Genomic DNA, 26,145 nt, shown 5'->3' with positions numbered 1-26,145 from the left:
TCGAAACCTCTCCGTGAATCGAGTCGCCTCGGGCGATCGACAGGCATCCGACAGGTAGCCGGCCGTGGGCCGACCCCCGCGGCTCCGACCCCGCCCGTCCCGCGCTACGACCGGAAGGGGCCCGTCACCTCGTACGTGATGCCGCCGGAGGAGGAGCCCGTCGTGCCGCGCTGGCTGGAGAAGTACAGGCGCCTGCCGTCGGGGGAGAACGCCGGGCCCGTGATCTCCGAGGACGACTGGCCGTCGATGCGCAGGAAGGGGGCGATCACGTCGTCCGGCGTGATCACGCAGATCTCCATGTTGCCGCCGTCCTCCGCCACGAACAGGTCGCCCGAGGAGGAGCCGGTGATGTTGTCGACGCCGGTGAGGGGGGCCGTGCCTGAGGTGACCAGGGAGTCGTCGTAGGCCAGTTCGTAGGTGTTGTTGGTCAGGTTCAGCTGCCAGACCCTGTTGTCGCCCTTCGTCGTGAACCACACCTTGTCGTCGGCGTAGTGGCAGCCCTCGCCGCCGTTGAAGGACTTGGAGCCGGAGACCTGGGTGCGGGTGGTCGTCGGGGAGCCGTCGGGGTCGGGGACGTCCGCCCAGGTGAACGAGCCGGACGCGGCGGGGCCCGCGACCATGACCTGGAGCTTGCCGGAGGACAGGTTGCCCCAGGTGGTGGGGACGAAGCGGTAGAAGCGGCCGTTCGACTCGTCCTCGGTCAGGTAGATCACCCGGCGCACCGGGTCGGCGGCGGCCGCCTCGTGCTTGAAGCGGCCCATGGCGTCCCGGCGGACCGCCGCGTTCACGCCCCACGGGTCGGTCTCGTAGACATAGCCCAGGGACACCTCCTCGCAGGAGAGCCAGGTGTTCCAGGGGGTCTTGCCGCCCGCGCAGTTCTGCCGGGTGTTGGACAGGACGCGGTACGCCCCCGTGATCGCGCCCGTGGACGAGAACTTCACGGCGCTCACGCCGCCGCCCGGGTTGATCTCCGAGTTGGAGACGTAGATCCAGCCGCTGCCGTCCGCGTAGCAGGCGCCGCCGTCGGGGGCGTTGTGCCAGGTGTAGGAGGTGCCGGGGACCTGCTGGCCGGACCGGGCGATGACCCGGCTGGTGAAGCCGCTGGGGAGTCTGATGCCGTTGGCGTCGGGGGAGCCGAGCGCCCCGTAGGGGCCTGTGCCGGGCTGGGCGGGTGCGGCGTAGGCGGCACCGCGCCACAGGCTGCCACCGAGGGCTGCCGCCGAGCCGCCGAGGACGGCGGCACGCAGGAGGCTACGACGTTCCACTCTCACTCCAGGAGGGTCCGTGACCGGCCCCACCGCCGGGCGGCGGAGGGGTCGTACGGTCAGGGACCCTAGGGGAGGCGAGTGGACAGGCCATGGTCATGCTCATGGCGGGAGTGTGACGCGTCGGATACGGGTGCGGGCGTCCGCGTGGCCGTGGGCATAGATTGCCCCCACCGGGGGGGGAGCCGAGCTGTGGAACCGGGCAGCACCGGAAGGAGCCTCGATGGCGGGCTGGAGCGCAGCGCAGATTCCCGGGCAGAGCGGCCGTGTCGCCGTCGTCACCGGCGCCAACAGCGGACTGGGCTATGTCATCGCGCGCGAGCTGGCCCGCAAGGGTGCCCATGTGGTGCTCGGCTGCCGCAGCGAGGTGCGCGGCCGGGAGGCCGAGCGGCGGCTCGGTGAGGAAGTCCCGGGCGCGGAAACGGAGTTGCTGCGGCTGGACCTGGCGGATCTGGGTTCCGTACGGGAGTTCGCGGCGGCGTACCGGCACGAGCGGCTCGACCTGCTGGTCAACAACGCCGGTGTGATGGCGCTGCCGTACGGGACGACCGCCGACGGGTTCGAGACCCAGTTCGGCGTCAACCACCTCGGGCACTTCGCGCTCACCGGGCTGCTGCTGCCCGCGCTGCTCGCCACGCCGGACGCCCGGGTCGTCACCGTCTCCAGCATGACGCACCTGTTCGCCAACATCGACCTGCGGGACCTCAACAGCGAGCGCCGCTACCGGCGTTGGGTGGCCTACGCCCGCTCCAAGTCGGCCAACCTGCTCTTCGTCCACGAGCTGACCCGCAGACTGGAGGCGTCCTGCGCGGAGGTGACCGCGGCGGCGGCGCATCCCGGGTACGCCGCGACGAACCTCCAGGCGGCCGGGCCCCGGGCGTCCGGGAGCCGGGTCGGGGAGCGGGTGATGGAGCTGGGCAACCGGGTCCTCGCCCAGTCGGCGGAGGGAGGCGCGCTGCCCGTGCTGTACGCGGCGACCGCGCCCGGCGTCCGTCCCGACTCCTTCACCGGGCCCTCCTTCGCCGCCTGGCGCGGCACGGGCACGCCCGCCCCGTCACCGCGGGCCCCGTGGACCCTCGACGACCGGGCGGGCGAACTGCTGTGGGCGGCCTCGGAGCGGCTCACCGGGGTGGCGTACGCCAGCCCCTAGGCGTTCCGGACCTCGTGCGGTCCTTGGCGGCCCGTACCTCGTGCGGCCCTTGGCGGTCCGTACCTCGTGCGGCCCTTGGCGGTCCGTACCTCGCACGGCCCTAGGCGGTCCGTACCTCGTACGCCGCCACCCGCACGCCGTCCTCGTCCAGGCACTCCCCGGTCCGCAGGTCGAAGCGCTGCTTCAGCAGCGGGGAGGCGACGAACGGGCGTCCCTCGTGGGTGCCGATGAGGCCGCGGGAGAGGACCGCCGCGCCGCCGAACGGGTCGCGGTTGTCGATGGCGTACAGCTCGCCCCTGCGGTCGCGGAACAGCGCCGCCTGGCGGCCGTCCGGCAGCAGGACCGCCACTCCGCGGCCGGGGAGGAGCCGGTTCAGGTCGCAGGCCGTGAACCAGTCGTCGTCCCCCAGCCGGAGCTGGATCTTGAGGTCGGTCGTCTCGGGTGCCAGGGTCATCGCTGGGCGCTTCCTTCCAGGACGTCTGCCGTGGATGCGGTGGGTCGCAGGCCGAGGGAGAGCAGCGGCAGGTCGGGCTTGATCTGATCGCGCTCGGGGACGAAGCCGACGACCGGGTCGGGGGTGTCCGGAGCGTTCACGAAGGACACGAACCGGGCCAGCTTCTCGGGGTCGTTGATGGTCTCCGCCCACTCGTCGCGGTAGTGGGAGACATGGGCCGCCATCAGGGACTCCAGCTCCTCGCAGATGCCGAGGGAGTCCTCCACGACGACGTCCCGCACGTGGTCGAGGCCGCCGGGGATGCGCTCCAGCCAGCTGGAGGTGCGCTCCAGCCGGTCGGCGGTGCGGATGTAGAACATCAGGAACCGGTCGATCAGGCGGATCAGCTCGGCGTCGGACAGGTCCTGCGCGAGCAGGTCGGCGTGGCGCGGGGTGGCACCGCCGTTGCCGCCGACGTACAGGTTCCAGCCGTTGGCGGTGGCGATCACGCCGAAGTCCTTGGACTGGGCCTCCGCGCACTCGCGCTGGCACCCGGAGACCGCCGACTTCAGCTTGTGCGGGGAACGCAGCCCCCGGTAGCGCAGCTCCAGGTCGATCGCCATCCGTACGGAGTCCTGGACGCCGTAGCGGCACCAGGTCTGGCCGACGCAGGACTTCACCGTGCGCAGCGACTTGCCGTAGGCGTGGCCGGACTCGAAGCCCGCGTCGACCAGGCGCGTCCAGATCAGCGGGAGCTGTTCGACGCGCGCGCCGAACATGTCGATGCGCTGACCGCCGGTGATCTTCGTGTAGAGCCCGAAGTCGCGGGCGATCTCACCGATGACGATGAGGCCCTCCGGGGTGATCTCACCGCCCGGGATGCGCGGTACGACGGAGTAGGAGCCGTTCTTCTGGAGATTGGCGAGGAAGTGGTCGTTGCTGTCCTGGAGGGCCGCCTGCTCCCCGTCGAGGACGTAGGGGCTCGCGCCGATCGTCGGGGCGAGGGAGGCGATGATCGAGGCGACGGCGGGCTTGCAGATCTCGCAGCCGTCGCCGCCGCGGGCGCCGTCGCGGCCGTAGCGGTCCAGGAGGTCCTGGTAGGAGTTGATCCGCAGGGCGAGGACGATCTCGTACAGCTCCTCGCGGGTCTGGGAGAAGCAGGCGCACAGGCCCTTGTCGACCTCGACGCCGCTGGCCTCCAGCTCGGCGGTGACGAGCTGCCCGAGCACCTTCACACACGAGCCGCAGCCGGTACCGGCCTTGGTGCACTTCTTCACCTCGGGCACGGTCGTGCACTGGCGGTCGGTGACCGCGGCGCGGATGGTGCCCTTGTCGACGTTGTGGCAGGAGCAGATGATCGCGTCGTCCGGCAGCGCGGACGGCCCGAGCTGGACGGGGGCGCCCGCACCGGCGGGCAGCACCAGCGACTCCGGCGCGACCGGCGGGACGGAGCCGGTGAACGCGCGCAGGGTGCCGTAGTCGTCCGCGTCGCCGACCAGGATGCCGCCGAGCAGGGTGCCGTCGCGGGCGATGACCAGCTTCTTGTACAGGCCCGCGCGGGAGTCGGAGTAGACGACGTCGAGGCAGTCGTCGGCGGTGCCGTGCGCGTCGCCGAAGGACGCCACGTCCACGCCGAGCAGCTTCAGCTTGGTGGACAGGTCGGCGCCCGTGAAGGCGGCCTCGTCCTCGCGGATGGTCGCCGCGGCGGTCTCCGCCTGCTCGTAGCCCGGTGCGACCAGGCCGTACACCCGGCCGTCCGCGGCGAGCGCGCACTCGCCGATCGCGAACACGCTCGGATCGGAGACGCTCCGGCACTGCTCGTCGACCGCGATGCCGCCGCGCTCGCCGACCGTCAGACCGCAGTCGCGGGCCAGCTGGTCGCGGGGGCGGACACCGGCGGAGAAGACCACCATGTCGGTGGCGAGTTCGGAGCCGTCGGACAGCTTCATGCCGGTGACGGCGCCGGAGTCGTCGGTGACGATCTCCTGGGTGCCCACGCCGGTGTGGACGCTCAGGCCCATCTCCTCGATGGTGCGCAGCAGCGCCGCGCCGCCGCCCTCGTCGACCTGCACCGGCATCAGCCGCGGCGCGAACTCCACGATGTGCGAGGTGAGCCCGAGGCCCTTCAGCGCGCCCGCCGCCTCCAGACCGAGCAGACCGCCGCCGACGACGGCGCCGACCTGGGCCGTCTTGGCGTACTCCTCGATGGCGAGCAGGTCCTCGATCGTGCGGTAGACGAAGCAGCCGGTGGCGTCCTTGTTGGGGACCGGCGGCACGAACGGGTAGGAGCCGGTGGCCAGGACGAGGATGTCGTAGCCGAAGGTCAGCCCGGAGCGGGCCGTCACCGTCTTCGCCTCGCGGTCGACCGTCTCGGCCGGGTCACCGATCCGCAGCTCGATGCCGTGCTTCTCGATGAACTCCATGTCCGTCATCGACAGCTCGTCGGGCGTCTTCCCCGAGAAGTACGAGGTCAGCGCGACCCGGTCGTACGCCGGACGTGGCTCCTCGCACAGCACGACCACGCGGTGCGTGGCGGTCAGGCCGCGCTCGGCGAGCGCCTCGAGGAAGCGCTGGCCGACCATGCCGTGGCCGACGAGCACGATCGTGGGGGTGGCCCCCAGGGTGGCGGTCATCAGGAGCCTCCATCGTTGGTGAGCAGGTGGAGCAGGGGCGCGCCGTCCGCGGGGAGCGGCTCCGCTCCCTCCCAGGCGCGCGCCAGCGCGCCCACGGTGCCGAGTTCGCCGACGAGGACGCCGCCGACCACGCGGTCGTCGCGGACGACGACCTTGCGGTAGGTGCCCCGGGTGGCGTCGGTGAGCTGGACGACGTCGTCGCCCGGGAGCGCCTCGGTCTCGCCGAACGCGGCGAGGTCGAAAGCTGTCTGGCCGTTCAGGGTCAGCCGGGTCAGGGAGCGGGTGCCGGTGTAGCGGGCGCCGCCGTCACCGGCGAGCACCTCGGCGAGCACGTCGGCCTGTTCGAGCGCCGGGGCGGCCAGCCCGTACAGGGTGCCGTCGTGCTGCGCGCAGTCGCCGATCGCCCGGATGTGCGGGTCGGAGGTGCGCAGCTCGTCGTCGACCACGACGCCCTTGCGGACCTCCAGGCCCGCCTCCTGGGCGAGGCCGACGCGCGGGTGGACGCCGCAGGCCAGGACCACGAGGTCGGCGTCGAGGGCGTACCCGTCGGCCATCTCCACGGAGCGGACCGCGCCGCCGACGCAGCGCACGTCGCGCACCCGGCACTCGGTGTGCACCTCGACACCGAGGTCCTTCAGGTGCCGCAGCACCAGCTTGGAGGCGCCCGGGTCGAGCTGGCGTTCCATCAGCCGCTCCGACTGCTGGGCCAGGACGACCTGCGCGCCGCGCCGCGCCAGCGCCCGCGCCGCCGACACCCCGAGGAGCCCGCCGCCGATGACGACCGCCCGCACTCCCGGCCGCACCGCCTTGGAAAGACCCAGGCAGTCGTCCATGGTGCGGAAGGCGTGCACGCCCTCGGGCAGCTCGCCGGTGCCGGTGAACAGGCCCCGCAGCGGCGGCAGCACCGGGTTGGAGCCGGTGGCCAGCACCAGCGTGTCGTATGCGATCACCGAGCCGTCGGCGCACCGCACGCTCCGGGCGGCCCGGTCGATGCCGGTGACCCGGGCGCGGGTCAGTTCCGCGGGCGCGGGCAGCGCGATCACCTCGGGGGCGTACCGCCCGGCCAGCACCTCGGCGAGCAGCACCCGGTTGTACGGCCGGTGCTCCTCGTCGCCGACGAGCAGCGCGGGCGTGCCCAGCTCACCGAGCCGCTCGGCGAGCCGGACGCCCGCGAGCCCGGCGCCGATCACCACCACACGCTTATTCGAGGTCATGCCCTTGAGCGTGCGGTGCCGGTGTTACCCGGCCGAATCACCGTTGTTTCCCGCGAGGAACGCTGCCCTCAGCGGGGGCGGGGGGTGGGTGTGAGGCTCCTTCCGGGGTGGGTGTGAGGCCCTTCCGGGGGTGGGTGTGAGGCCCTTTGGCAACCGCTCCGAACCTCAAAAGACCCTCAGTTCGTTGGACGGCACACCTACCCCGTCCATAGGGTCGCCACTCGTGCCCGACATATCGCTGACCATGCTCGCCGTACTGTGCCTCGCCGCGCTCGCGGCCGGGTGGATCGACGCCGTGGTCGGCGGCGGGGGCCTGCTGCTCCTGCCCGCGCTGCTGCTCGGGCTCCCCGCGAACACCCCGGCCGCGTACGCGCTCGGCACCAACAAGGCGGTCGCGATCGTCGGCACCACCGGCGCTGCGGTGACGTACGCCCGCAAGGCGCCCGTCGACGTGCGCACCGCCGTGCGGATCGGCCTCGCGGCGCTCGCCGGGTCGTCGGGCGGGGCGTTCCTCGCGGCGGGGATGAGCACCGAGGTGCTCAAGCCGGTGATCATGGTGGTGCTGCTCGGCGTCGGCGCCTTCGTCATCCTCAGGCCCGCCTTCGGCACCGCCCCCGCGCCGGGCCCGGTCACCCGCCGCCGGATCCTCGCCGCGATCGGCCTGGCGGGCCTCGGCATCGGGTTCTACGACGGTCTCATCGGCCCCGGCACCGGTACGTTCCTGGTGCTCGCCCTGACCGCCGTGCTCCACCTCGACCTGGTGACCGCCTCCGCCACCGCCAAGATCGTCAACTGCTGCACCAACGCGGGCGCGCTGGCCACGTTCGCCTGGCAGGGCACCGTGCTGTGGCAGCTGGCGGCGCTGATGGCGGTGTTCAACCTGGCGGGCGGCACGCTGGGGGCGCACACCGCGCTGAAGAAGGGCAGCGGCTTCGTGCGGGTGGTGCTGCTGACGGTGGTGTTCGCGCTGGTGGCGAACCTGGCGTACGAGCAGTGGCTGGCGTGAGCGGTCTCCCCGCGCTCAGCGGCTGCCGGTGAGGTGCGCGAAGACGACCACGTTGCCCCGGTAGCCGGTCGCCCGTGAGTAGCCGCCGCCGCAGGTGATGACCCGCAGCTCGGGGCGGCGGGCGGCGCCGTACACCTTCTCGTCGGGGAAGTCCTTGGCGTCGTAGACCTCGACCGCGTCCACGGTGAAGCGGGCGACGCCCCCGTCCCGCCGGTCGACCTCGATGGCCGCGCCCCGCTTCAGCGCGCCGAGGCGGTAGAAGACGGCGGGCCCGTCGGCGTTGTCCACGTGCCCGGCGACGATCGCGGTGCCCCGCTCCCCGGGCGTGGTCCCGGCCTCGTACCACCCGGCCAGGCCGGGACGGTCGGCGGGCGGCACGTCGAGGCTGCCGGTGCGGGTCAGACCCAGGCCGGTCAGGGGGGCGTCCACCCGGATCGCGGGGATGCGGATGCGCTCCGGCGGCGAGGGCGGCAGCGCGGCGGCCTCCCGCCCGGCCTCCCCGGCATCCAGACGGGCCTCGGCGGCGGACGGCTGCGGCGGGGCGGGGGTGCCGGTCCCGTGCAGCAGCACCACCCCGCACCCGAGGGCGACCGCGGTGACCGCCGCTATGGCGACGTCACCGGCCCTGCCCGCCCTACGGCCCATGACGACCTCCTGTGCTCGGCAACGCTCGCGCCCCGAGGGACGGCGGAATCACGCGCCCCCCGGACGCCGGGCTGGCGCCCCGAGGGACGGCGGAATCACGCGCCCCACCGACGCGGGGATCGCGTCCCGGGGGACGGTGGAACCACGCCCCCCCCACGGACGCCGGGCTGGCGCCCCGAGGGGCGGTGGAACCGTCGCCCCAGGGGCGCGGGGAACTGCGCGACCAGCCACAACGGCGCGCCAGCCGAGAGGCGGCCGGGCCGCACCCGGCACTGCCCCCGCACGCGGCACCCCCCAGCACCCCGCAGGGCCCCGCCCCCGCACCCCCTCCGGGCCGCGAGGGGCGTCGGACCCGGAGGGGAGGGGACATGCGGTACCGGCGGACGGACAGCGGAGGGTGTCCGTCAGATCCCGTCGCCTCTCGCCCGGCGATGCAGGAGCCAGGTACCGCCCGCGGCGGCGACGGCGAGAGCCGCCACGCCCGCCGCGGTCTGCACGGGGTCGGGGCCAAGCGCGCCGCCGACCCCCGTCTTGACGCTTCCTCGTGGGTACACCTGCTCACGGACCGCGGTCAGCGTGACCACCAGGTCGCCCTTGACCTGCCGTCCGCCGGCCGCCTTCCCGGCGCACCGCGCGACGATCTCGTACGTCCCCGGCTGCGCGCTCGGCGGCACCCGGAACTGTCCGACCGCCTCGCCGTCCCGCGCTCCGGGCGCCATCGTGAACTGTCCCGCGCCCACCGCGCTGGCGTCCCCGGCGGCCGTGCCGTCGTCGCCGCAGTCCCTGGTGGTCACCGTGACCTGCCCGCCGGGGACCACACCGGACGGGGACACCTCCAGTCGGCCGGTGTCCGCGCCGTAGCTGGGCGCGGCGAGCGCGAGCACGCCACCGGTCAGTCCGGACAGCATCAGCAGCCGGGCGGTACGTCGCATGGTGCTTGCTCCTTCGAGCTGATCGGGCCCTGCCTCTACCGAGGTAAGTGGCATCGGCCCGCGCCCGCCCCCTGAGGGGGCGTCAGGAATATGGCGAACGGGTGCGCCCATGCGGCCACCTGGCGGCCGTTCTCGCAGGTCACGGCGCCGCGGCGGGCCCGGCGCAAGAGCACCCGAAGGGCCCACGGCGAAGGTGTGAACGGGTGAGGGGGCCCGACCCACGACCCCGCCGCTTGACCTCAACCAAACTTGAGGTACCAGGGTGTGCCGCATGACCCTCGACATCACGCTCGTCATCGGCAGCAACCGCCACGGCCGCTTCGGCCCCGTCGTCGCCGACTGGCTCCTCGACCACATCCGCCACCGCGACGACCTCGAAGCCCATGTCGTCGACGTGGCCGACACGGACCTGCCGACCTCCCTGACCCGCACCCCCGAGGCGGCCGACGCACTCGCCGGGATCACCCCCCGGCTGTCCGCCGCCGACGGGTTCGTCGTCCTCACCCCGGAGTACAACCACTCCTTCCCCGCGGCCCTGAAGAACCTCATCGACTGGCACTTCACCGAGTGGCAGGCCAAACCCGTCGGGTTCGTCTCCTACGGCGGCATGTCCGGCGGCCTGCGCGCCGTCGAGCAGCTCCGCCAGGTCTTCGCGGAGCTGCACGCCGTCACCGTCCGCGACACCGTCTCCTTCCACAACGCCGGGGCGTCCTTCGACGACCGGGGCCGCCTGAAGGACCCCACGGGCCCGGACGCGGCGGCCAAGACGATGCTGGACCAGCTGGTGTGGTGGGGCACCGCCCTCAAGGAGGCCAAGGAGAAGCGCGCGTACGCCGGTTAGCGCACGCCGCCCGCGGGCGGTCAGCGCATGCTGCCCGCGGGCGTCAGCGCACGCGACCGCCCCCCGGGCCGCCGCCACCGCCGCGCGCTCCGCGCTCCCCGCCCCGTACGGGTCCCGCGCCGCGTTCAGCGTCGCCGTCCGCGCGCCCGCGTACGTGGTCGAGGAGTGAGCATGCCGAGTAACGGCGGAACGGCTCACCGGACTCCTCCGGGAGGGCACGCAGGGAGGGGGACGGGGGCGCTGATCACCGGGGTTCAAGTGGCCCGGACCTGGCATGTCCATAGCGGTCACGGGCGGGGCCTGTGAGGGGTCAGAATCGTTCCTGCAAGCCTTCGGTAGCGCTTCCGTGCAGGTGAGACACGTGTCCCTTCCCTTCTTCGTCTACGGCACCCTCCGCCCCGGCGAACCCAACCACGCCCTCCTCCTCCACGGTCGTACGCACACCGAGGAACCCGGACGCCTCGACGACGCCGTCCTCTACGACGGCCCCGGCTACCCCTACGCCGTGGCGGAACCGGACGGCGGCACCGTCACCGGCGACCTCGTCACCGTCCCGCCGCACGCCTACGCCGAACTCCTCACCGCCCTCGACCAGCTGGAGGAGTACGCCCCCGGCGCCCCGCACAACCTCTACGAACGCGTCGCACGCGAGGTCACCCGCACCGCCGACGGCACCCGGGTGCGCGCCTGGGTCTACCTCGCCGCACCCCGCGTCGCAGCCCGGCTGCGCGCCCGGGGCACCCGCATCGAGGGCGGCGACTGGCTCGCGGGACGGCGCGACCCGCGCGGGAACCACACCCGAACGGCCCAGCAGTGATGGCCGCGACGGGAGGGCGCTCCTAGCGTCGATGCGGTGGCCCGACCACGAGGGACGGCCGCCGAATCGGAAAGGCTCGCCCATGCGAACACGTAGGCGCACACGCGTCGCGCTCACCGCCGCGGTCACCGTGCTCGCGACCGCCGGACCGGCGATCGGCAGCGCACACGCCCAGGCAGGAGACCTCGACTGCCGCGACTTCGCCTTCCAGGAGGACGCCCAGGCGGAACTCGCCCGCGACCCGAGCGACCCGCACCGACTGGACGAGGACCAGGGACCGGACGACGGCGTCGCCTGCGAGGCGCTGCCCCTCCGGGCCACGGCCCGCACGACCGTGCCACCGACGATCAGCTCGACGGCGAGACCGAGGACGACCCCGACGGCCACCGCGACCCCGACGGCCACCGCCCCCGCGACGGTGACCCCCTCGGCGCCCACGACCACCCCCGCGGCCCCCGCACCCGCCACCACCGTCCCCACCCTCGGCGTCGAGGGCGGCCTCGGCGGCGGCGCCGGCCCCTCCCGTCTCGAACTGGCCCTCGGCGCGGGCCTGACGGTGAGCGCGGTGGCCCTGACCGCCGGGTACTTCGCGCTGCGACGGCGGCGTACGGCCGTGGGTGACTGAACGCGTCATTCGTCTGCCCCGCCGTCGTGGCCGGTGGCGCAGTTCCCCGCCCCTAGACGCTGCCCTCCACCGCCTCCACCCGGACCGCGCACGCCTTGAACTCCGGCATGCGGGACGTCGGGTCGAGGGCCGGGTTGGTGAGGGTGTTGGCGCGGCCCTCGCCGGGCCAGTGGAAGGGCATGAAGACGGTGTCCGGGCGGATGCCGGTGGTGATGCGGGCGGGGGCCACCGCCCGGCCGCGGCGGGAGACGACGGCCACCGGGTCGCCCTCGGCCGCCCCGAGCCGGGCCGCGAGGTGTGGGTGCAGCTCGACGAAGGGGCCCGGCGCGGCGGCGTTCAGCTCGTCGACGCGGCGGGTCTGGGCGCCCGACTGGTACTGCGAGACCACCCGCCCCGTCGTCAGGAGGACCGGGTACTCGTCGTCGGGCTCCTCGGCGATCGCGCGGTGGGTGACGGGCGCGAACCGGGCCCGGCCGTCCTCCGTCGCGAACCGGTCGAGGAAGAGACGGGGCGTGCCCGGGTGCACGGTGTCGCCCTCGCGCGCCGGGTCGTCCGGCGTGGTGTCGAGCGAGGCGTCCTCGCCGTCGCCGCCCCCGGCGTCCGTCGCCGGGCACGGCCAGAACACGCCGTTCTCCTCCGCCAGCCTGCGGTAGGTGATCCCGGAGTAGTCGGCGGCACCGCCCGCGCTGGCCCGCCGCAGCTCCTCGAAGACCTCCTCGGGGTCGGTCGGGAAGCCCTTCTCCACGCCCAGCCGGTCGGCCAGCTCCCGCATGACCTCCAGGTCGCTGCGGACGCCGTCCGGCGGGGTGAGGGCGCGGCGGCGCAGCAGCACCCTGCCCTCCAGGTTGGTCATGGTGCCCGTCTCCTCCGCCCACTGGGTGACCGGCAGGACGACGTCCGCGAGCGCCGCCGTCTCCGACAGCACGACATCGCAGACGGCGAGGAAGTCCAGCGCCCTGATCCGCTCCTCCACGTGCGCGGCGCGCGGCGCCGACACCACCGGGTTGGACGCCATCAGCAGCAGCGCGCGGACGTCCGTGCCCAGCGCGTCGAGCAGCTCGTAGGCGCTGCGCCCCGGGCCCGGCAGGCTGTCCGGGTCGACGCCCCACACCTCGGCGACATGCCGCCGCGCCGCCGGGTCGGTCAGCTTGCGGTAGCCGGGCAGCTGGTCGGCCTTCTGGCCGTGCTCACGCCCGCCCTGCCCGTTGCCCTGCCCGGTCAGACAGCCGTACCCGGACAGCGGACGGCCCGCCCGCCCCGTCGCCAGCGTCAGGTTGATCCACGCGCCGACGGTGTCGGTCCCCTTGGACTGCTGCTCGGGCCCCCGCGCGGTCAGCACCATCGCCGTCTCCGGCTCGCAGAACAGCCGCACGGTCTCCCGCAGTTCGGGCACGGACACGCCGGTGATCCGCTCCACGTACTCCGGCCAGTGCGCCATCGCCGCCGCCCGGGCGTCCTCCCAGCCGGCCGTCCGCTCCCGGACGTACTCCTCGTCCACGCGCCCCTCGGCGACGATCAGGTGCAGCAGTCCGAGCGCCAGCGCCAGATCGGTGCCCGGCCGGGGCATCAGATGCAGGTCGGCCTGCTCGGCGGTCCTCGTCCGGCGCGGGTCGATGACGACCAGCGTGCCGCCGTTCTCCTTCAGCTCGGTGAGGTAGCGCAGCGCGGGCGGCATCGTCTCGGCCAGATTGGAGCCGACGAGGATCACACACCCCGTCCTCGGGATGTCCTCCAGCGGGAACGGCAGCCCCCGGTCCACCCCGAACGCCTTCATCCCGGCCGCGGCGGCCGACGACATGCAGAACCGGCCGTTGTAGTCGATCTGCGAGGTGCCCAGCACGACCCGCGCGAACTTCCCCAGCGAGTACGCCTTCTCGTTGGTCAGCCCGCCCCCGCCGAACACCCCGAGCGCGTCCGCCCCGTGCGCGTCCCGCACGGACCGCAGCCCCTCGGCGATCCGGTCCAGCGCCTCGTCCCAGGTCGCGGGCGCGAGGTCACCGCCGCGCCGGACCAGCGGCGACGTCAGCCGCACCCGCGACGACAGCACCGCGGGCGCCGTACGCCCCTTGCCGCACAGCGCGCCCCGGTTCACCGGGAAGTCCGCCCGCTCGGTCACCTCGACCGTCCCGTCGGGGGCGGGCGTCAGATTCATCCCGCACTGCAAGGCGCAGTACGGGCAGTGCGTGGGCGTCGCGGAGATCTGCTGCATACCGCCCAGCGTGCGTCGGCCTTGTTACGTGCCGCGTCGGCTCCCTGTTACACGGCCGGGACGGCGACCTCCCCGCCCGCCCGGGTCGGCCGTGAGAAAGAGGTCACCCGTCGGCAAGCGCCCGGTCCACCCCCGTCTCCCTGGGCCCCAGGAACCGCGGATCGGGCCGGAACACCGCGTCCAGCGCCGCCTTCCCCGCCGCGAGGACCTCCCGAGCGCCCCCGTAGTACCAGGTCGCGTCGTGCGGCTCGTCGACCCCGACGCCGTACGACGTCACGCCCGCCGCCCGGCACAGCGCCACCGCACGCCGGATGTGGAAGCCCTGGCTGATCAGCACCGCTTTCTCCACCCCGAAGATCTTCCTGGCCCGCACACAGGAGTCCCAGGTGTCGAACCCGGCGTAGTCGCTGACGATCCGCCCGTCGGGCACCCCGTGCCGGACCAGATAGCCGCGCATGGCGTCCGGCTCGTCGTACTCCTCGCGGCTGTTGTCACCGGTGACGAGGACCACCTCCACCCGCCCCGCCCGGTACAGCTCCGCCGCCGCGTCCAGCCGGTGCGCGAGGTACGGCGACGGCTCGCCGTTCCACAGGCCCGCGCCGAAGACGACCGCGACGTCCGTGCGCGGCACCTCGGCCGTGGTCCGCAGCCGGTCGTCGGTGGTCACGAAGAGCCAGGTGGACGGCAGCAGCGCGAGGACGCACACGGCGACCACCGCCCGCACGAGTCGGCGCTGCCCGGTACGGGTACGCGGCAGCCGGGGTCGAAGCGCATCCATGACCGGTGGGACGCCCGAAGAGCCACCAGAGGTTGCGCGACGCAGGTCAGCGCTCCTCACACACCCCCGACCCCACACGGTGAACCGGCCGAAAAGACCCGTGACCCCCGCGCAACGGCCCGGCAACGTCCCCCCGACACCATCGATCCATGACGGCGCACCTCATGAACACCCACCCGCACCGGACCGGCGCACCGCCCCTGGTCCTGGTCGCCCACGGCAGCCGCGACCCGCGCGCCCTCGCCACGGTCACCGCCCTCGCCGACCGCGTCCGCGCCCTGCGCCCCGGCCTGCCCGTCCACCTCGGCCACATCGAGCTGAACGAGCCCCTGCTGCCGGACACCCTCGCCGCCCTCGGCGACCGCGAGGCGGTCCTGGTCCCCCTCCTCCTCAGCCGCGGCTACCACATCAAGCAGGACATCCCCGAGATGGCCGCCGCGTCCCCCGCCCGCACCCGCCTCGCCGCTCCCCTCGGCCCGCACCCCCTCCTCGCCGAGGCCCTGGCCACCCGCCTCACCGAGGCGGGCTGGACCCGCGGGGACGCCGTGGTCCTGGCGGCGGCGGGCTCCCGCGACCCGGAGGCCGCCGTGGACACCGGCCACATGGCCCGCCTCCTCTCCACCCGCCTCGGCGGCGTCCCGGTCGTCCCGGCGTACGCCTCGGCCGCGAAGCCGACGGTCCCGGAGGCAGTCCGCGCCCTCAGGTCGAGGGGCCACGGCCGGGTGACCGTCGCCTCCTACTTCACGGCCCCGGGCCGCTTCGCCACGGAGTCCGCCCAGGCGGCACCGAACATGGCGGCGGCCCCCATGGGCACCCACCCGGCGATGGCCCGCCTCATCCTCCACCGCTACGAACAGGCCGTGAAAACCCCGACGGCCCCTCTGAAGCGGACGCTGGCCGCACTCACCTAGGGGCGCGGGGAACTGCGCGAGAACCCCCCACGACCCGCGCCCGGAAGACGACAACAACCCGGCAGACGCCCCCACCGCATACTGTCAACACATGGAAGGCAACACATACCCGGCATCAGCAACGGCCCGCTGGGCCCCAGAGCCCGACAAACGCCCAGGCCGCACCGCCTTCCAGAGAGACCGCGCCCGCATCCTCCATTCCGCCGCCCTGCGCCGCCTCGCGGGCAAGACCCAGGTCGTCACCCCCGGCACCTCGAGCCAGGCCTGGGACCCCAGCCCCCGCACCCGTCTCACCCACTCCCTGGAGTGCGCCCAGGTCGGCCGCGAACTCGGCGCCGCCCTCGGCTGCGACCCCGACCTCGTGGAGGCCGCCTGCCTCTCCCACGACCTGGGCCACCCGCCCTTCGGCCACAACGGCGAACAGGCCCTCAACGAGTTCGCCGAGGACTGCGGCGGCTTCGAGGGCAACGCCCAGTCGCTGCGCCTGCTCACCCGCATCGAGCCGAAACGCTTCACCCCGCAGGGCTCCGTCGGCCTCAACCTCACCCGCGCCACCCTGGACGCCGCCACCAAGTACCCCTGGCCGCGCGGCGCCCACCCCACCGACCCGGGGTCGCCCAAGTTCGGCGTCTACGAGGACGACCGCCCGGTGTTCGACTGGGTCCGCGAGGACGCCCCCGGCACCCGCACCTGTTTCGAGGCGCAGGTCATGGACTGGTCCGACGACGTGGCGTACTCGGTGCACGACGTCGAGGACGGCCTGCACGCCGGGCACATCGACCCCAACCTGCTGCACGCCGACCCGGAACGCCGGGCCGTCTTCGAGGTCGCCGTCGGCCGGTACGTCCCCTCCGGCACCGACCCCGCCGAACTCGACGCCGCCCTGGACCGGCTCCAGGACCAGGAGTGGTGGCCGCACGGCTACGACGGCTCCGCGGTGGCGCAGGCCCGCCTGAAGGACGCCACCAGCCAGCTCATCGGCCGTTTCTGCCTGGCCGCGGAGGGCGCCACCCGGGCGGCGTACGGCAGCGGCGGCCTCACCCGCTACGGCGCCGAACTCGTCGTACCCCGCGAGACCCGCATGGAGTGCGCGGTGCTCAAGGCGGTCGCCGACCGGTACGTCATGCAGCGCGCCGAACAGGCCCGGCTCCGCGCCGACCAGCGGATCGTCGTACTGGAACTGGCCGAGAAGCTCACCGCGCGCGCCCCGGACGGACTCGACCCGCAGTTCCGGGCGCTGTTCGACGCGGCGCCCGACGACCGGGCCCGCAAGCGGGTGATCGTGGACCAGATCGCGTCCCTGACCGACGTGTCCGCGCGGTCGCTTCACACGAGGCTGACGGGGCACCTGGGAAACTGACGGGGCATATGCGTGGCGGAAGGTGAGCCCGCGCGGCCCGGGCCGGGCGCGGCCGGTGGCCCGGTCGGGACACACCCTCTTCCCCCATCACGCTGCGTGCGGGACGCTCGCATGTGGCGGCACCCTTACGAGGAGGCATCAAGTGGTCGACGCGGACCAGACATTCGTCATCGTCGGAGGCGGCCTGGCGGGCGCGAAGGCGGCCGAGACGCTGCGGGCGGAGGGCTTCACCGGCCGCGTGATACTGATCTGCGACGAACGGGACCACCCCTACGAGCGCCCGCCCCTGTCCAAGGGCTACCTCCTCGGCAAGGAGGAACGCGACAGCGTCTTCGTCCACGAACCCACCTGGTACGCCAACCACGACGTCGAACTCCACCTCGGCCAGACCGTCGACGCCATCGACCGCGCCGCGAAGACGGTCCGCTTCGGCGAGGACGGCACCGTCGTCCGCTACGACAAGCTGCTCCTCGCCACCGGCGCCGAGCCCCGCCGCCTGGACATCCCCGGCACCGACCTGGCCGGCGTCCACCACCTGCGCCGCCTCGCCCACGCCGAACGCCTCAAGGGCGTCCTCGCCGCCCTCGGCCGCGACAACGGCCACCTCGTGATCGCGGGCGCGGGCTGGATCGGCCTGGAGGTCGCGGCGGCCGCCCGGGAGTACGGCGCGGAGGTCACCGTCGTCGAACCGGGAGCGACCCCGCTGCACGGCGTCCTCGGACCCGAGCTGGGCCAGCTCTTCGCCGAGCTGCACAGGGAGCACGGCGTCCGCTTCCGCTTCGGCGCCCGGCTCACCGAGATCGTCGGCCAGGACGGCATGGTGCTGGCCGCCCGTACCGACGACGGCGAGGAGCAGCCCGCGCACGACGTCCTCGCCGCGATCGGCGCCGCCCCCCGCACCGCCCTCGCGGAGGCGGCGGGCCTGGAGCTGGCCGACCGGGCGTACGGCGGCGGCATCGTCGTCGACGAACGCCTGCGCACCTCCGACCCCGACATCTACGCCGCCGGAGACGTCGCCGCCTTCCCGCACGCCCTGTTCGGCACCCGCATGCGGGTCGAGCACTGGGCGAACGCCCTCAACGGCGGCCCGGCCGCGGCCCGCGCGATGCTGGGCCAGGAGATCGTCTACGACCGCGTGCCCTACTTCTTCTCCGACCAGTACGACCTGGGGATGGAGTACTCCGGCTGGGCGCCGCCGGGCTCGTACGACGAGGTGGTGATCCGCGGGGACGCCGGGAAGCGCGAGTTCATCGCGTTCTGGGTGAAGGACCACCGGGTGCTGGCCGGGATGAACGTCAATGTGTGGGACGTCACGGAGACCGTCCAGCGGCTCATCCGCTCCCAGGCCCAGGTGGACACGGAGGCCCTGGCGAACCCGCACGTCCCGCTCGAGGGCCTCGTCCCCTGAGTGCCGGTCTCGTCCCGAGGGTGTCAGTCGTGCCCCGTAGAATCACCTCGTGGCAGGACGGATCAACGACGAGGACGTGAAGGCGGTCAGGGACGCGGTCCCGATCGACGCCGTCGTCTCGGAGTACCTCCAGCTGCGGGGCGCGGGCGGCGGCAACCTCAAGGGGCTGTGCCCGTTCCACGACGAGAAGTCGCCGTCCTTCCAGGTCAGCCCGAGCAAGGGACTCTTCCACTGCTTCGGCTGCCAGGAGGGCGGCGACACCATCACGTTCGTGATGAAGATCGACCACCTCACCTTCTCGGAGGCGGTCGAGCGGCTCGCCGGTCAGGCGGGCATCACCCTGCGCTACGAGGAGGGCGGCTACAACCCCGCCCACCAGCGCGGCGAACGCATCCGCCTGGTCGAGGCCCACAAGATCGCCGCCGACTGGTACGCGGAACAGCTCGCGACCAGCCCCGAGGCGGACACCGGCCGGATCTTCCTCGCCGAACGCGGCTTCGACCAGGCCGCCGCCGTCCACTTCGGCGTCGGCTACAGCCCGCAGGGCTGGGACCACCTCACCCGCTACCTGCGCGGCAAGGGCTTCACCGACAAGGAACTCATCCTCTCCGGCCTCTCCCAGGAGGGCCGCCGCGGCCCCATCGACCGCTTCCGCGGACGGCTGATGTGGCCCATCCGCGACATCGGCGGCGACGTCGTCGGCTTCGGCGCCCGCAAGCTGTACGAGGCGGACAACGGCCCCAAGTACCTCAACACCCCCGACACGGCGATCTACCGGAAGTCCCAGGTCCTCTACGGCATCGACCTGGCGAAGAAGGAGATCGCGAAGACCTCCCGCGCGGTCGTCGTCGAGGGCTACACGGACGTCATGGCCTGCCACCTCGCCGGGGTCACCACCGCCATCGCGACCTGCGGCACGGCCTTCGGCGGCGACCACATCAAGATCCTCCGCCGTCTGCTGATGGACAACGGCTCCGCCCGCGTGATCTTCACCTTCGACGGTGACGCGGCGGGCCAGAAGGCCGCCCTGCGCGCCTTCGAGGACGACCAGAAGTTCGCCGCCGAGACGTACATCGCCATCGCCCCCGACGGCATGGACCCCTGCGACCTGCGCCTCGCCAAGGGCGACGAGGCGGTGAGCGACCTCGTGGAACCCCGCACCCCGCTCTTCGAGTTCGCCCTCCGCCAGATCGTCTCCCGCTACGACCTCGACACCCCCGCCGGTCGCGCCGCCGCCCTCGACGAGGCCGCGCCCGTCGTCGCCCGCATCAAGAACAGCGGCGCCCAGCACGAGGTCGCCGTGCAGCTCGCGGGCATGCTCGGCATCCTCGACACCCAGTTCGTCGTCAAGCGGGTCGCCCAGCTCGCCCGCTGGGCCCGCGACCGCGGCGGCAAGGGCCCCGCCCCGACCCGCGGCCCCCAGCACACCCCGTACGAGGCGGCCCCCCGCCCCGCGTCCTCCGGCCCGGCGCTCACCCTCCGCAACCCGGTCTACGCCACCGAACGCGAACTCCTGAAGCTCGCCCTGCAACGCCCCGAACTGGTCTCCCCGGCCTTCGACGCCTACGGGGTCGACGAGTTCACCGCCGCGCCCTACGCCGCCGTACGGCAGGCCATCCTCGACGCGGGCGGCGCGGAGTACGGCACACAGGACCCGCAGGAGTACCTGGTCCGCGTCCGCGACGCGGCCCCCGACGACGCGGTCCGCGCCATGGTGACGGAACTCGCCGTCGAGGCGATCATGCGCCGCACGGTCGACGAGACCTACGCGGGCGAACAGCTCGTCGCCGTCCGCCGCCGCGCCGTCGCCCGCCGCCTCACCGACCTCCAGAGCGCCCTGACCCGCCTCGGCCACACCGACCCGGCCCAGTCAGCCGCCCTCCAGAACGAGATGATGGTCCTCACCCGCTACGACCGCGCCCTCCAGGATCAGGGCCCGTCCGCGCTCTGACGCCCCTCGAACGTCGGCGCCACCGCCAATCGAACACGGGCCGCTGGTCCACGTCGTCGCCGGGGATCCACTGGAGGGTCTTCGGAATGTCACGAGCGGCGTTCACGCCCCCACCTCCGCCATTTCCTCGAGCCACCCGTCATCCACGGACAGGTCGCTGTCGTGGAGCACGAACTCCCGCTCCACATCCACCACCTGACAGCCACTCACCTCGGTCAGCAGCCGCTCCAGAGCCCGCCCGGCGCCCTCCGCGTCCACCCCCCGGCACCGCTGCGTCACGAACCGCTCGTGCCGTCCGTCGTCCCGCACCCGGCGGGCGTTCCACGACAGATGGGCGCCGTGCGGCAGGACGCGGGCGGCCAGGGCGTCGAGGTCGGCGTCGGCGGCCAGCAGCAGCTTCACGTGGTGCTCGAAGTACCGCCCGTCGACGCACGGCCCGCCCGGCACCTCCGGCGCCCACGGCGCCGACTCGATCTTCACGCGGACCGGAGCGAACCCGTCGGCCCGCAGCCGCGCCGCGACCTCCCGAGCCCGCGCCGACTCCTCGGCGTACGACTGCGACCCGCGCAGCGTCAGCATCGGCTGCTCCCGCATCCGGCCCCGGGCCAGCACGATGTGCGTCAGCTTCAGCCCGGCCGCCACCGCCCACCGGCGCAGCCGCTCCGCCTCGGCGGCACTGTCACAGCGGACGGTCACATGGGTCTCGTACAGCGATGCGGACACCAAACGATCGTGCCAGACGGGATCCCTGGCGAGCACCGGTGTTTTCCGCGGCCCGCCACGCCGGTAACCAGCGGGTCACGTTCCGCACGCAAAAAGTCACCGCACGCCCCTCGTGGCGGGGATGTGTCTTACCCCACACTGGGTTCCGGTGCCTGAGTCCTCGGAGCGCGGCCGATCCGTCCCCCACGGGTCCCTCACCCCCGCGGTTCCGCTCATCGCGTACGGGACGGACAGCGGCAAGGCCGCCGACTCCGCCCCCCAAGCAGCGCTGCCGTACGTCTCAGCAGCGATCACCCTGGAGGTCGCCCCCGTGCAGACCCAGACCCTCATCCAGACCGACGTCACCACCGACGGCCCGGAGCCGGACGCGGAGTCCGATGTGCTCGTGGCCGTCCCGGCGCAGAGCCGTGCCGCCGGACACCCGGAGACGGAGACGGAGCCGGAGCCGAAGCCCGAGGCGGCCGAGCCGGACGGCGCCCCCGAGCCCGTCGAAGCGGTGGTGTCCGTGCCCACCCGCCTCGACACCGGCGGACCCTCCTCGGACCTGTTCCGCCAGTACCTGCGCGAGATCGGCCGCATCCCGCTGCTCAGCGCGGCCGAGGAGGTCGAACTCGCCCGCCGCGTCGAAGCCGGACTCTTCGCGGAGGAGAAGCTGGGCAACACGCCCGACCTGGACACCCAGCTCGCCCTCGACCTCGACAAGCTCGTCGTCATGGGCCGGATGGCCAAGCGCCGTCTGATCGAGGCGAACCTGCGGCTGGTGGTCTCCGTCGCCAAACGGTACGTCGGCCGCGGCCTGACCATGCTGGACCTGGTCCAGGAGGGCAACCTCGGCCTCATCCGGGCCGTGGAGAAGTTCGACTACGCCCGCGGCTACAAGTTCTCCACGTACGCCACCTGGTGGATCCGCCAGGCCATGTCCCGCGCCCTCGCCGACCAGGCCCGCACCATCCGTGTCCCGGTCCATGTCGTCGAACTCATCAACCGCGTCGTCCGGGTCCAGCGCCGCATGCTCCAGGAACGCGGCTACGAACCGACCCCGGACGAGGTCGCCGCCCACCTCGACCTGCCCCCGGAGCGCGTCAGCGAGGTCCTGCGGCTCGCCCAGGAACCGGTCTCCCTGCACGCCCCCGTGGGCGAGGAGGACGACGTGGCCCTCGGCGACCTCATAGAGGACGGCGACGCCGCGAGCCCCGTCGAGTCAGCCGCGTTCCTCCTCCTCAAGGAGCACCTGGAGGCGGTCCTCTCCACCCTCGGCGAACGCGAACGCAAGGTCGTCCAACTCCGCTACGGCCTCGCCGACGGCCGCCCCCGCACCCTGGAGGAGATAGGCCGCATCTTCGGCGTCACCCGCGAACGCATCCGCCAGATCGAGTCCAAGACCCTCAACAAACTGAGGGACCACGCCTTCGCGGACCAACTGAGGGGCTACTTGGACTGAGTGACGGCACCCCGACGCCGGGCAACGGCTCAGTCCACCTCAGCCACAGCCGACGCGAACTGAGCCTTGTAAAGGCGCGCATACGCGCCCCCGGCAGCAAGCAGCACATCATGCGCCCCCTGCTCCACGATCGCCCCGTTCTCCATCACCAGGATCGTGTCCGCGTCCCGGATCGTCGACAGCCGGTGCGCGATCACGAACGACGTCCGCCCGTGCGCCAGCTTCGCCATCGCCTTCTGGATCAGCACCTCCGTCCGCGTGTCCACGGACGACGTCGCCTCGTCCAGCACCAGGATCACCGGATCGGAGAGGAACGCCCGGGCGATGGTGATCAGCTGCTTCTCACCCGCGCTGACCCCGCTCCCCTCGTCGTCGATCACCGTGTCGTACCCGTCGGGCAGCGTCCGGACGAACCGGTCCGCGTGCGCCGCCCGCGCGGCCTCCTCGATCTCCCCCCGGGTGACCTCGCGCGACGCCCCGTAGGCGATGTTCTCCGCGATGGTGCCGCCGAACAGCCAGGTGTCCTGGAGCACCATGCCGATCGTGGCGCGCAGTTCGTCGCGGGACATGTCCGCGATGTCGACGCCGTCGAGGGTGATCCGCCCGCCGGACACCTCGTAGAACCGCATGAGCAGGTTGACCAGCGTGGTCTTGCCCGCGCCGGTCGGCCCGACGACGGCGACGGTCTGCCCGGGTTCCACGGTCAGCGTCAGGTCCTCGATGAGCGGCTTCTCGGGGTCGTACCGGAAGGACACCCCCTCCAGCGCGACCCGCCCCCGCAGCTCCCGCGGCCGTACGCCCGCCACCGGGTCCGCGGACTGCTCCTCCGCGTCGAGGAGTTCGAAGACCCGTTCGGCGGAGGCGACGCCGGACTGCACCAGGTTGGCCATGGACGCGACCTGCGTCAGCGGCATGGAGAACTGCCGGGAGTACTGGATGAACGCCTGCACGTCACCGATGGACAGCGACCCGGAGGCGACCCGCAGCCCACCGACCACCGCCACCAGCACGTAGTTGATGTTCGACACGAACATCATCAGCGGCTGCATCATCCCGCTGTTGAACTGCGCCCTGAACCCGGCCTCGTACAGCTCGTCGTTGTGCTCGGCGAACTGCTTCGCCGACTCCTCCTGCCGCCCGAACACCTTCACCAGGGTGTGCCCGGTGTACATCTCCTCGATGTGCGCGTTGAGCTTGCCGGTGGTCCGCCACTGCGCCACGAAGTGCGGCTGGGACCGCTTGCCGACCCGGGTCGCGACGACGAACGACAGCGGCACGGTCACCAGCGCCACCAGGGCGAGGATCCAGGAGACGTAGAACATCATCGCCAGCACCCCGATGATGGTCAGCACGCTGTTGATGAGCTGGCCCATCGACTGCTGGAGGGTCTGCCCGATGTTGTCGATGTCGTTGGTGGCGCGGGACAGCACCTCACCGCGCTGCCGTTTGTCGAAGTACGACAGCGGCAGCCGGGACAGCTTCGTCTGCACGTCCTCCCGCAGCCGGTACATGGTCCGGTTGACGGCCCGGTTCACCAGCCGTGTCGCCACCGCCATCAGCAGTCCGGCGCCGACGAACACGGCGAGCGCGAGCAGCAGCACATCGCCGACCGCGCCGAAGTCGATGCCCTGGCCGGGGGTGAAGTCGGTGGAGCGGAGCATGTCGGCGATCCGCCCGTCACCGCGCTCCCGCATCGCCTCCAGCGCCTCGGCCTTGGACTGGCCGGCGGGCAGTTCCCGCCCGACGATCCCCGCGAAGACGAGGTCGGTGGCCCGGCCCAGGATCTTCGGTCCTACGACGGACAGGCCGACGCTGACCAGCACGCACAGCACCAGCACGCCGAGGGTGAGCCGTTCGGGCCGGAACCGGGCGACGAGCCGTTTGCCCGACCCCTTGAAGTCCAGCGAGCGGTGGTCCGGCCCGGTCCCCGCCATCATGCGCCCCGCGGGCCCGGCCATCAGGCAGCCTCCGCTTCCGTCAGCTGGGAGAGCACGATCTCCCGGTAGGTCTCGTTGTCGGCCATCAGTTCACGGTGGGTCCCCGTCCCCACGACCCGTCCTTCGTCCAGTACGACGATCCGGTCGGCGTCCCTGATGGTGGCCACCCGCTGGGCGACGATGACGACGGTCGCCTCCGCCGTCTCCCGGGACAGCGCCTCGCGCAGCGCGGCGTCGGTGGCGTAGTCGAGGGCGGAGAAGGAGTCGTCGAAGAGGTAGATCTCGGGACGCTGCACGAGCGTGCGGGCGATGGCGAGCCGCTGCCGCTGACCGCCGGAGACGTTCGTGCCGCCCTGCGCGATGGGGGAGTCCAGGCCGTTCTCCAGCCGCTCCACGAAGTCCTTGGCCTGCGCCACCTCCAGCGCGTGCCACAGCTCCTCGTCGGTGGCGTCCGGATTGCCGTAGCGCAGATTGGTGGCGACGGTCCCGGCGAACAGGTACGGCTTCTGCGGCACGAGCCCGACCGTCCGGGCCAGCACCTCCTGGCCGAGGGTGCGTACGTCCACCCCGTCCACGAGGACCTCGCCCTCGGTGGCGTCGAACAGCCGTGGCACCAGGCCGAGCAGGGTCGACTTGCCGCTGCCGGTGGAGCCGATGACGGCGGTCGTCTCCCCGGGCCGGGCGACCAGCTCGACGGCCTTCAGCACCGGCTCCTCGGCCCCCGGGTAGCGGAAGCCCGCGCCGCGGATCTCCAGGTGCCCGTGGCGCCGCAGCTCGGTGACGGGAGCGAGCGGCGGGACGACGCTGGACTCGGTGTCCAGCACCTCCTGGATGCGCTCGGCGCACACCTCCGCGCGCGGCACCATCATGAACATGAAGGTGGCCATCATCACGGACATCACGATCTGCATCAGATAGGCGAGGTACGCGGTCAGGTCGCCGATCTGCATGCCGCCGCTGTCGATGCGGTGGGCGCCGAACCACACCACCGCCACCGACGACAGGTTCACCACCGTCATCACGATCGGGAACATCAGCGCAAGCAGGTTCCCGGAGCGCAGCGCCACGTCGGTCAGGTCGGTGTTGGCCTTCCGGAAGCGGTGCTGCTCGTACTCGTCGCGGACGAAGGCCCGGATCACACGGTTGCCGGTGATCTGCTCGCGCAGCACCCGGTTCACGGTGTCCAGCCGCTTCTGCATGGAGCGGAACAGCGGTCGCAGCGCCCGTACGATCAGCGTCACGCAGATGCCCAGCACCGGTACCACCGCGACCAGCACCCCCGACAACGGCACGTCCAGGCCGAGGGCCAGGATGATGCCGCCCACGCACATGATGGGCGCCGACACCATCAGCGTGAACGTCATCAGCGCCAGCATCTGCACCTGCTGGACGTCGTTCGTCGTACGGGTGATCAGCGACGGCGCGCCGAAGTGGCCGACCTCACGCGCGGAGAACGACTGCACCCGGTCGAAGACATCGCCCCGTACGTCCCGGCCGAGCGCCGCCGCGGTGCGGGCGCCGTAGTACACGGCCCCGATGTTGGTGACGACCTGTGCCAGCGAGATGCCGACCATCAGGGCGCCGTAGGACAGGATGTAGCCGGTGTCGCCCAGGACGACACCGTTGTCGATGATGTCGGCGTTGAGCGTCGGCAGGTACAAGGTGGCGCAGGTCTGGAGGAACTGGAGCACGACCAGCAGGGCGATGGGTTTTCGGTAGGGCCTGAGATAGGTCCGCAGAAGTCGTATGAGCACGCTGCTTCTCTCGGAGTCGACGAGGGGGCGGTTGGTTGCCCCTGGCCCCTATCGTCGAACACTCCACCCGCGTTACCTCAACTGATTAACCCAACGGCGTCACGGATACGGC

At 72.6% G+C, this 26,145-nt stretch carries 21 protein-coding genes; 10 read left to right on the top strand and 11 right to left on the bottom strand.

What is annotated here, in order from left to right:
- Positions 1 to 104 precede the first annotated feature (104 nt).
- Positions 105 to 1,265 (bottom strand): alkaline phosphatase PhoX, encoded by a 1,161-nt coding sequence (locus KBY47_RS02995; RefSeq protein ID WP_210919277.1) that lies wholly within the window; start codon positions 1,263 to 1,265, stop codon positions 105 to 107.
- Between the two features lie 223 nt (positions 1,266 to 1,488).
- On the opposite strand from KBY47_RS02995, the gene KBY47_RS02990 reads away from it, so the two are divergent.
- Complete coding sequence (locus KBY47_RS02990; protein ID WP_210919276.1) at positions 1,489 to 2,415, top strand: oxidoreductase; 927 nt, start codon at positions 1,489 to 1,491, stop codon at positions 2,413 to 2,415.
- Positions 2,416 to 2,515: 100 nt separating this feature from the next.
- On the opposite strand, the gene nirD is transcribed toward KBY47_RS02990, so the two are convergent.
- From nirD to KBY47_RS02975, 3 genes are read right to left on the bottom strand one after another with little or no spacing between them, the layout of a single operon-like run.
- Complete coding sequence (gene nirD, locus KBY47_RS02985; protein WP_210919275.1) at positions 2,516 to 2,869, bottom strand: nitrite reductase small subunit NirD; 354 nt, start codon at positions 2,867 to 2,869, stop codon at positions 2,516 to 2,518.
- Complete coding sequence (gene nirB / locus KBY47_RS02980; protein ID WP_210919274.1) at positions 2,866 to 5,481, bottom strand: nitrite reductase large subunit NirB; 2,616 nt, start codon at positions 5,479 to 5,481, stop codon at positions 2,866 to 2,868. The genes nirD and nirB overlap by 4 nt, the downstream gene beginning before the upstream one ends.
- Positions 5,481 to 6,695, bottom strand: coding sequence for an NAD(P)/FAD-dependent oxidoreductase (locus tag KBY47_RS02975; protein WP_210919273.1), 1,215 nt, complete (start codon positions 6,693 to 6,695; stop codon positions 5,481 to 5,483). The genes nirB and KBY47_RS02975 overlap by 1 nt, the downstream gene beginning before the upstream one ends.
- A gap of 223 nt (positions 6,696 to 6,918) precedes the next feature.
- Here KBY47_RS02975 and KBY47_RS02970 point away from each other — a divergent pair, with 223 nt between their 5' ends.
- On the top strand, positions 6,919 to 7,701 hold the full coding sequence (locus KBY47_RS02970; protein ID WP_210919272.1) for a TSUP family transporter: 783 nt from the start codon (positions 6,919 to 6,921) through the stop codon (positions 7,699 to 7,701).
- Positions 7,702 to 7,716: 15 nt separating this feature from the next.
- Here KBY47_RS02970 and KBY47_RS02965 read toward each other — a convergent pair whose 3' ends face one another.
- Positions 7,717 to 8,346, bottom strand: coding sequence for a class F sortase (locus KBY47_RS02965; protein ID WP_210919271.1), 630 nt, complete (start codon positions 8,344 to 8,346; stop codon positions 7,717 to 7,719).
- Between the two features lie 404 nt (positions 8,347 to 8,750).
- Complete coding sequence (locus KBY47_RS02960) at positions 8,751 to 9,278, bottom strand: hypothetical protein (protein WP_210919270.1); 528 nt, start codon at positions 9,276 to 9,278, stop codon at positions 8,751 to 8,753.
- A gap of 271 nt (positions 9,279 to 9,549) precedes the next feature.
- Between KBY47_RS02960 and KBY47_RS02955 the strand changes: the two genes are divergently transcribed.
- The 3 genes from KBY47_RS02955 to KBY47_RS02945 all read left to right on the top strand — a co-directional run bounded on the left by KBY47_RS02955 (position 9,550) and on the right by KBY47_RS02945 (position 11,561).
- On the top strand, positions 9,550 to 10,119 hold the full coding sequence (locus tag KBY47_RS02955) for an NADPH-dependent FMN reductase (RefSeq protein WP_210919269.1): 570 nt from the start codon (positions 9,550 to 9,552) through the stop codon (positions 10,117 to 10,119).
- A gap of 361 nt (positions 10,120 to 10,480) precedes the next feature.
- Positions 10,481 to 10,936, top strand: coding sequence for a gamma-glutamylcyclotransferase family protein (locus KBY47_RS02950; RefSeq protein ID WP_308405017.1), 456 nt, complete (start codon positions 10,481 to 10,483; stop codon positions 10,934 to 10,936).
- An 82-nt stretch (positions 10,937 to 11,018) separates the two neighbouring features.
- On the top strand, positions 11,019 to 11,561 hold the full coding sequence (locus KBY47_RS02945) for a hypothetical protein (RefSeq protein ID WP_210919267.1): 543 nt from the start codon (positions 11,019 to 11,021) through the stop codon (positions 11,559 to 11,561).
- 52 nt (positions 11,562 to 11,613) lie between these two features.
- Here the strand turns inward: KBY47_RS02945 and KBY47_RS02940 are convergent, their stop codons facing one another.
- On the bottom strand, positions 11,614 to 13,770 hold the full coding sequence (locus tag KBY47_RS02940; protein WP_210919266.1) for a molybdopterin oxidoreductase family protein: 2,157 nt from the start codon (positions 13,768 to 13,770) through the stop codon (positions 11,614 to 11,616).
- 103 nt (positions 13,771 to 13,873) lie between these two features.
- Complete coding sequence (locus KBY47_RS02935) at positions 13,874 to 14,548, bottom strand: vancomycin high temperature exclusion protein (protein WP_210919265.1); 675 nt, start codon at positions 14,546 to 14,548, stop codon at positions 13,874 to 13,876.
- A 149-nt stretch (positions 14,549 to 14,697) separates the two neighbouring features.
- Between KBY47_RS02935 and KBY47_RS02930 the strand changes: the two genes are divergently transcribed.
- The 4 genes from KBY47_RS02930 (at position 14,698) to dnaG (ending at position 20,178) form a co-directional block, all read left to right on the top strand.
- Positions 14,698 to 15,459 carry a sirohydrochlorin chelatase gene (locus tag KBY47_RS02930; RefSeq protein ID WP_210919264.1) on the top strand — a complete coding sequence of 254 codons (762 nt, stop codon included), beginning with the start codon at positions 14,698 to 14,700 and terminating at the stop codon, positions 15,457 to 15,459.
- A gap of 91 nt (positions 15,460 to 15,550) precedes the next feature.
- Entirely contained in the window at positions 15,551 to 16,819 is a 1,269-nt protein-coding gene (locus tag KBY47_RS02925) for a deoxyguanosinetriphosphate triphosphohydrolase (RefSeq protein ID WP_210919263.1), read from the top strand.
- Positions 16,820 to 16,961: 142 nt separating this feature from the next.
- Entirely contained in the window at positions 16,962 to 18,227 is a 1,266-nt protein-coding gene (locus KBY47_RS02920) for an FAD-dependent oxidoreductase (RefSeq protein WP_210919262.1), read from the top strand.
- Positions 18,228 to 18,276: 49 nt separating this feature from the next.
- Positions 18,277 to 20,178 (top strand): DNA primase, encoded by a 1,902-nt coding sequence (gene dnaG / locus KBY47_RS02915; RefSeq protein WP_210919261.1) that lies wholly within the window; start codon positions 18,277 to 18,279, stop codon positions 20,176 to 20,178.
- Between the two features lie 102 nt (positions 20,179 to 20,280).
- Here the strand turns inward: dnaG and KBY47_RS02910 are convergent, their stop codons facing one another.
- Positions 20,281 to 20,901 (bottom strand): hypothetical protein, encoded by a 621-nt coding sequence (locus KBY47_RS02910; RefSeq protein WP_210919260.1) that lies wholly within the window; start codon positions 20,899 to 20,901, stop codon positions 20,281 to 20,283.
- Between the two features lie 148 nt (positions 20,902 to 21,049).
- Here KBY47_RS02910 and KBY47_RS02905 point away from each other — a divergent pair, with 148 nt between their 5' ends.
- Positions 21,050 to 22,342, top strand: a complete 1,293-nt coding sequence (locus KBY47_RS02905) for an RNA polymerase sigma factor (RefSeq protein ID WP_210919259.1) — start codon at positions 21,050 to 21,052, stop codon at positions 22,340 to 22,342.
- A 29-nt stretch (positions 22,343 to 22,371) separates the two neighbouring features.
- Here the strand turns inward: KBY47_RS02905 and KBY47_RS02900 are convergent, their stop codons facing one another.
- Positions 22,372 to 24,300 carry an ABC transporter ATP-binding protein gene (locus tag KBY47_RS02900; protein WP_210919258.1) on the bottom strand — a complete coding sequence of 643 codons (1,929 nt, stop codon included), beginning with the start codon at positions 24,298 to 24,300 and terminating at the stop codon, positions 22,372 to 22,374.
- Positions 24,300 to 26,033, bottom strand: coding sequence for an ABC transporter ATP-binding protein (locus KBY47_RS02895; RefSeq protein ID WP_210919257.1), 1,734 nt, complete (start codon positions 26,031 to 26,033; stop codon positions 24,300 to 24,302). Before KBY47_RS02895 ends, KBY47_RS02900 begins: the two co-directional genes overlap by 1 nt.
- Positions 26,034 to 26,145: the final 112 nt, after the last annotated feature.

Origin of the sequence: Streptomyces sp. B93, assembly GCF_018070565.1 — a bacterium.
Lineage (GTDB): Bacteria > Actinomycetota > Actinomycetes > Streptomycetales > Streptomycetaceae > Streptomyces.
This window is presented reverse-complemented; position numbering and strand designations above follow the sequence as displayed.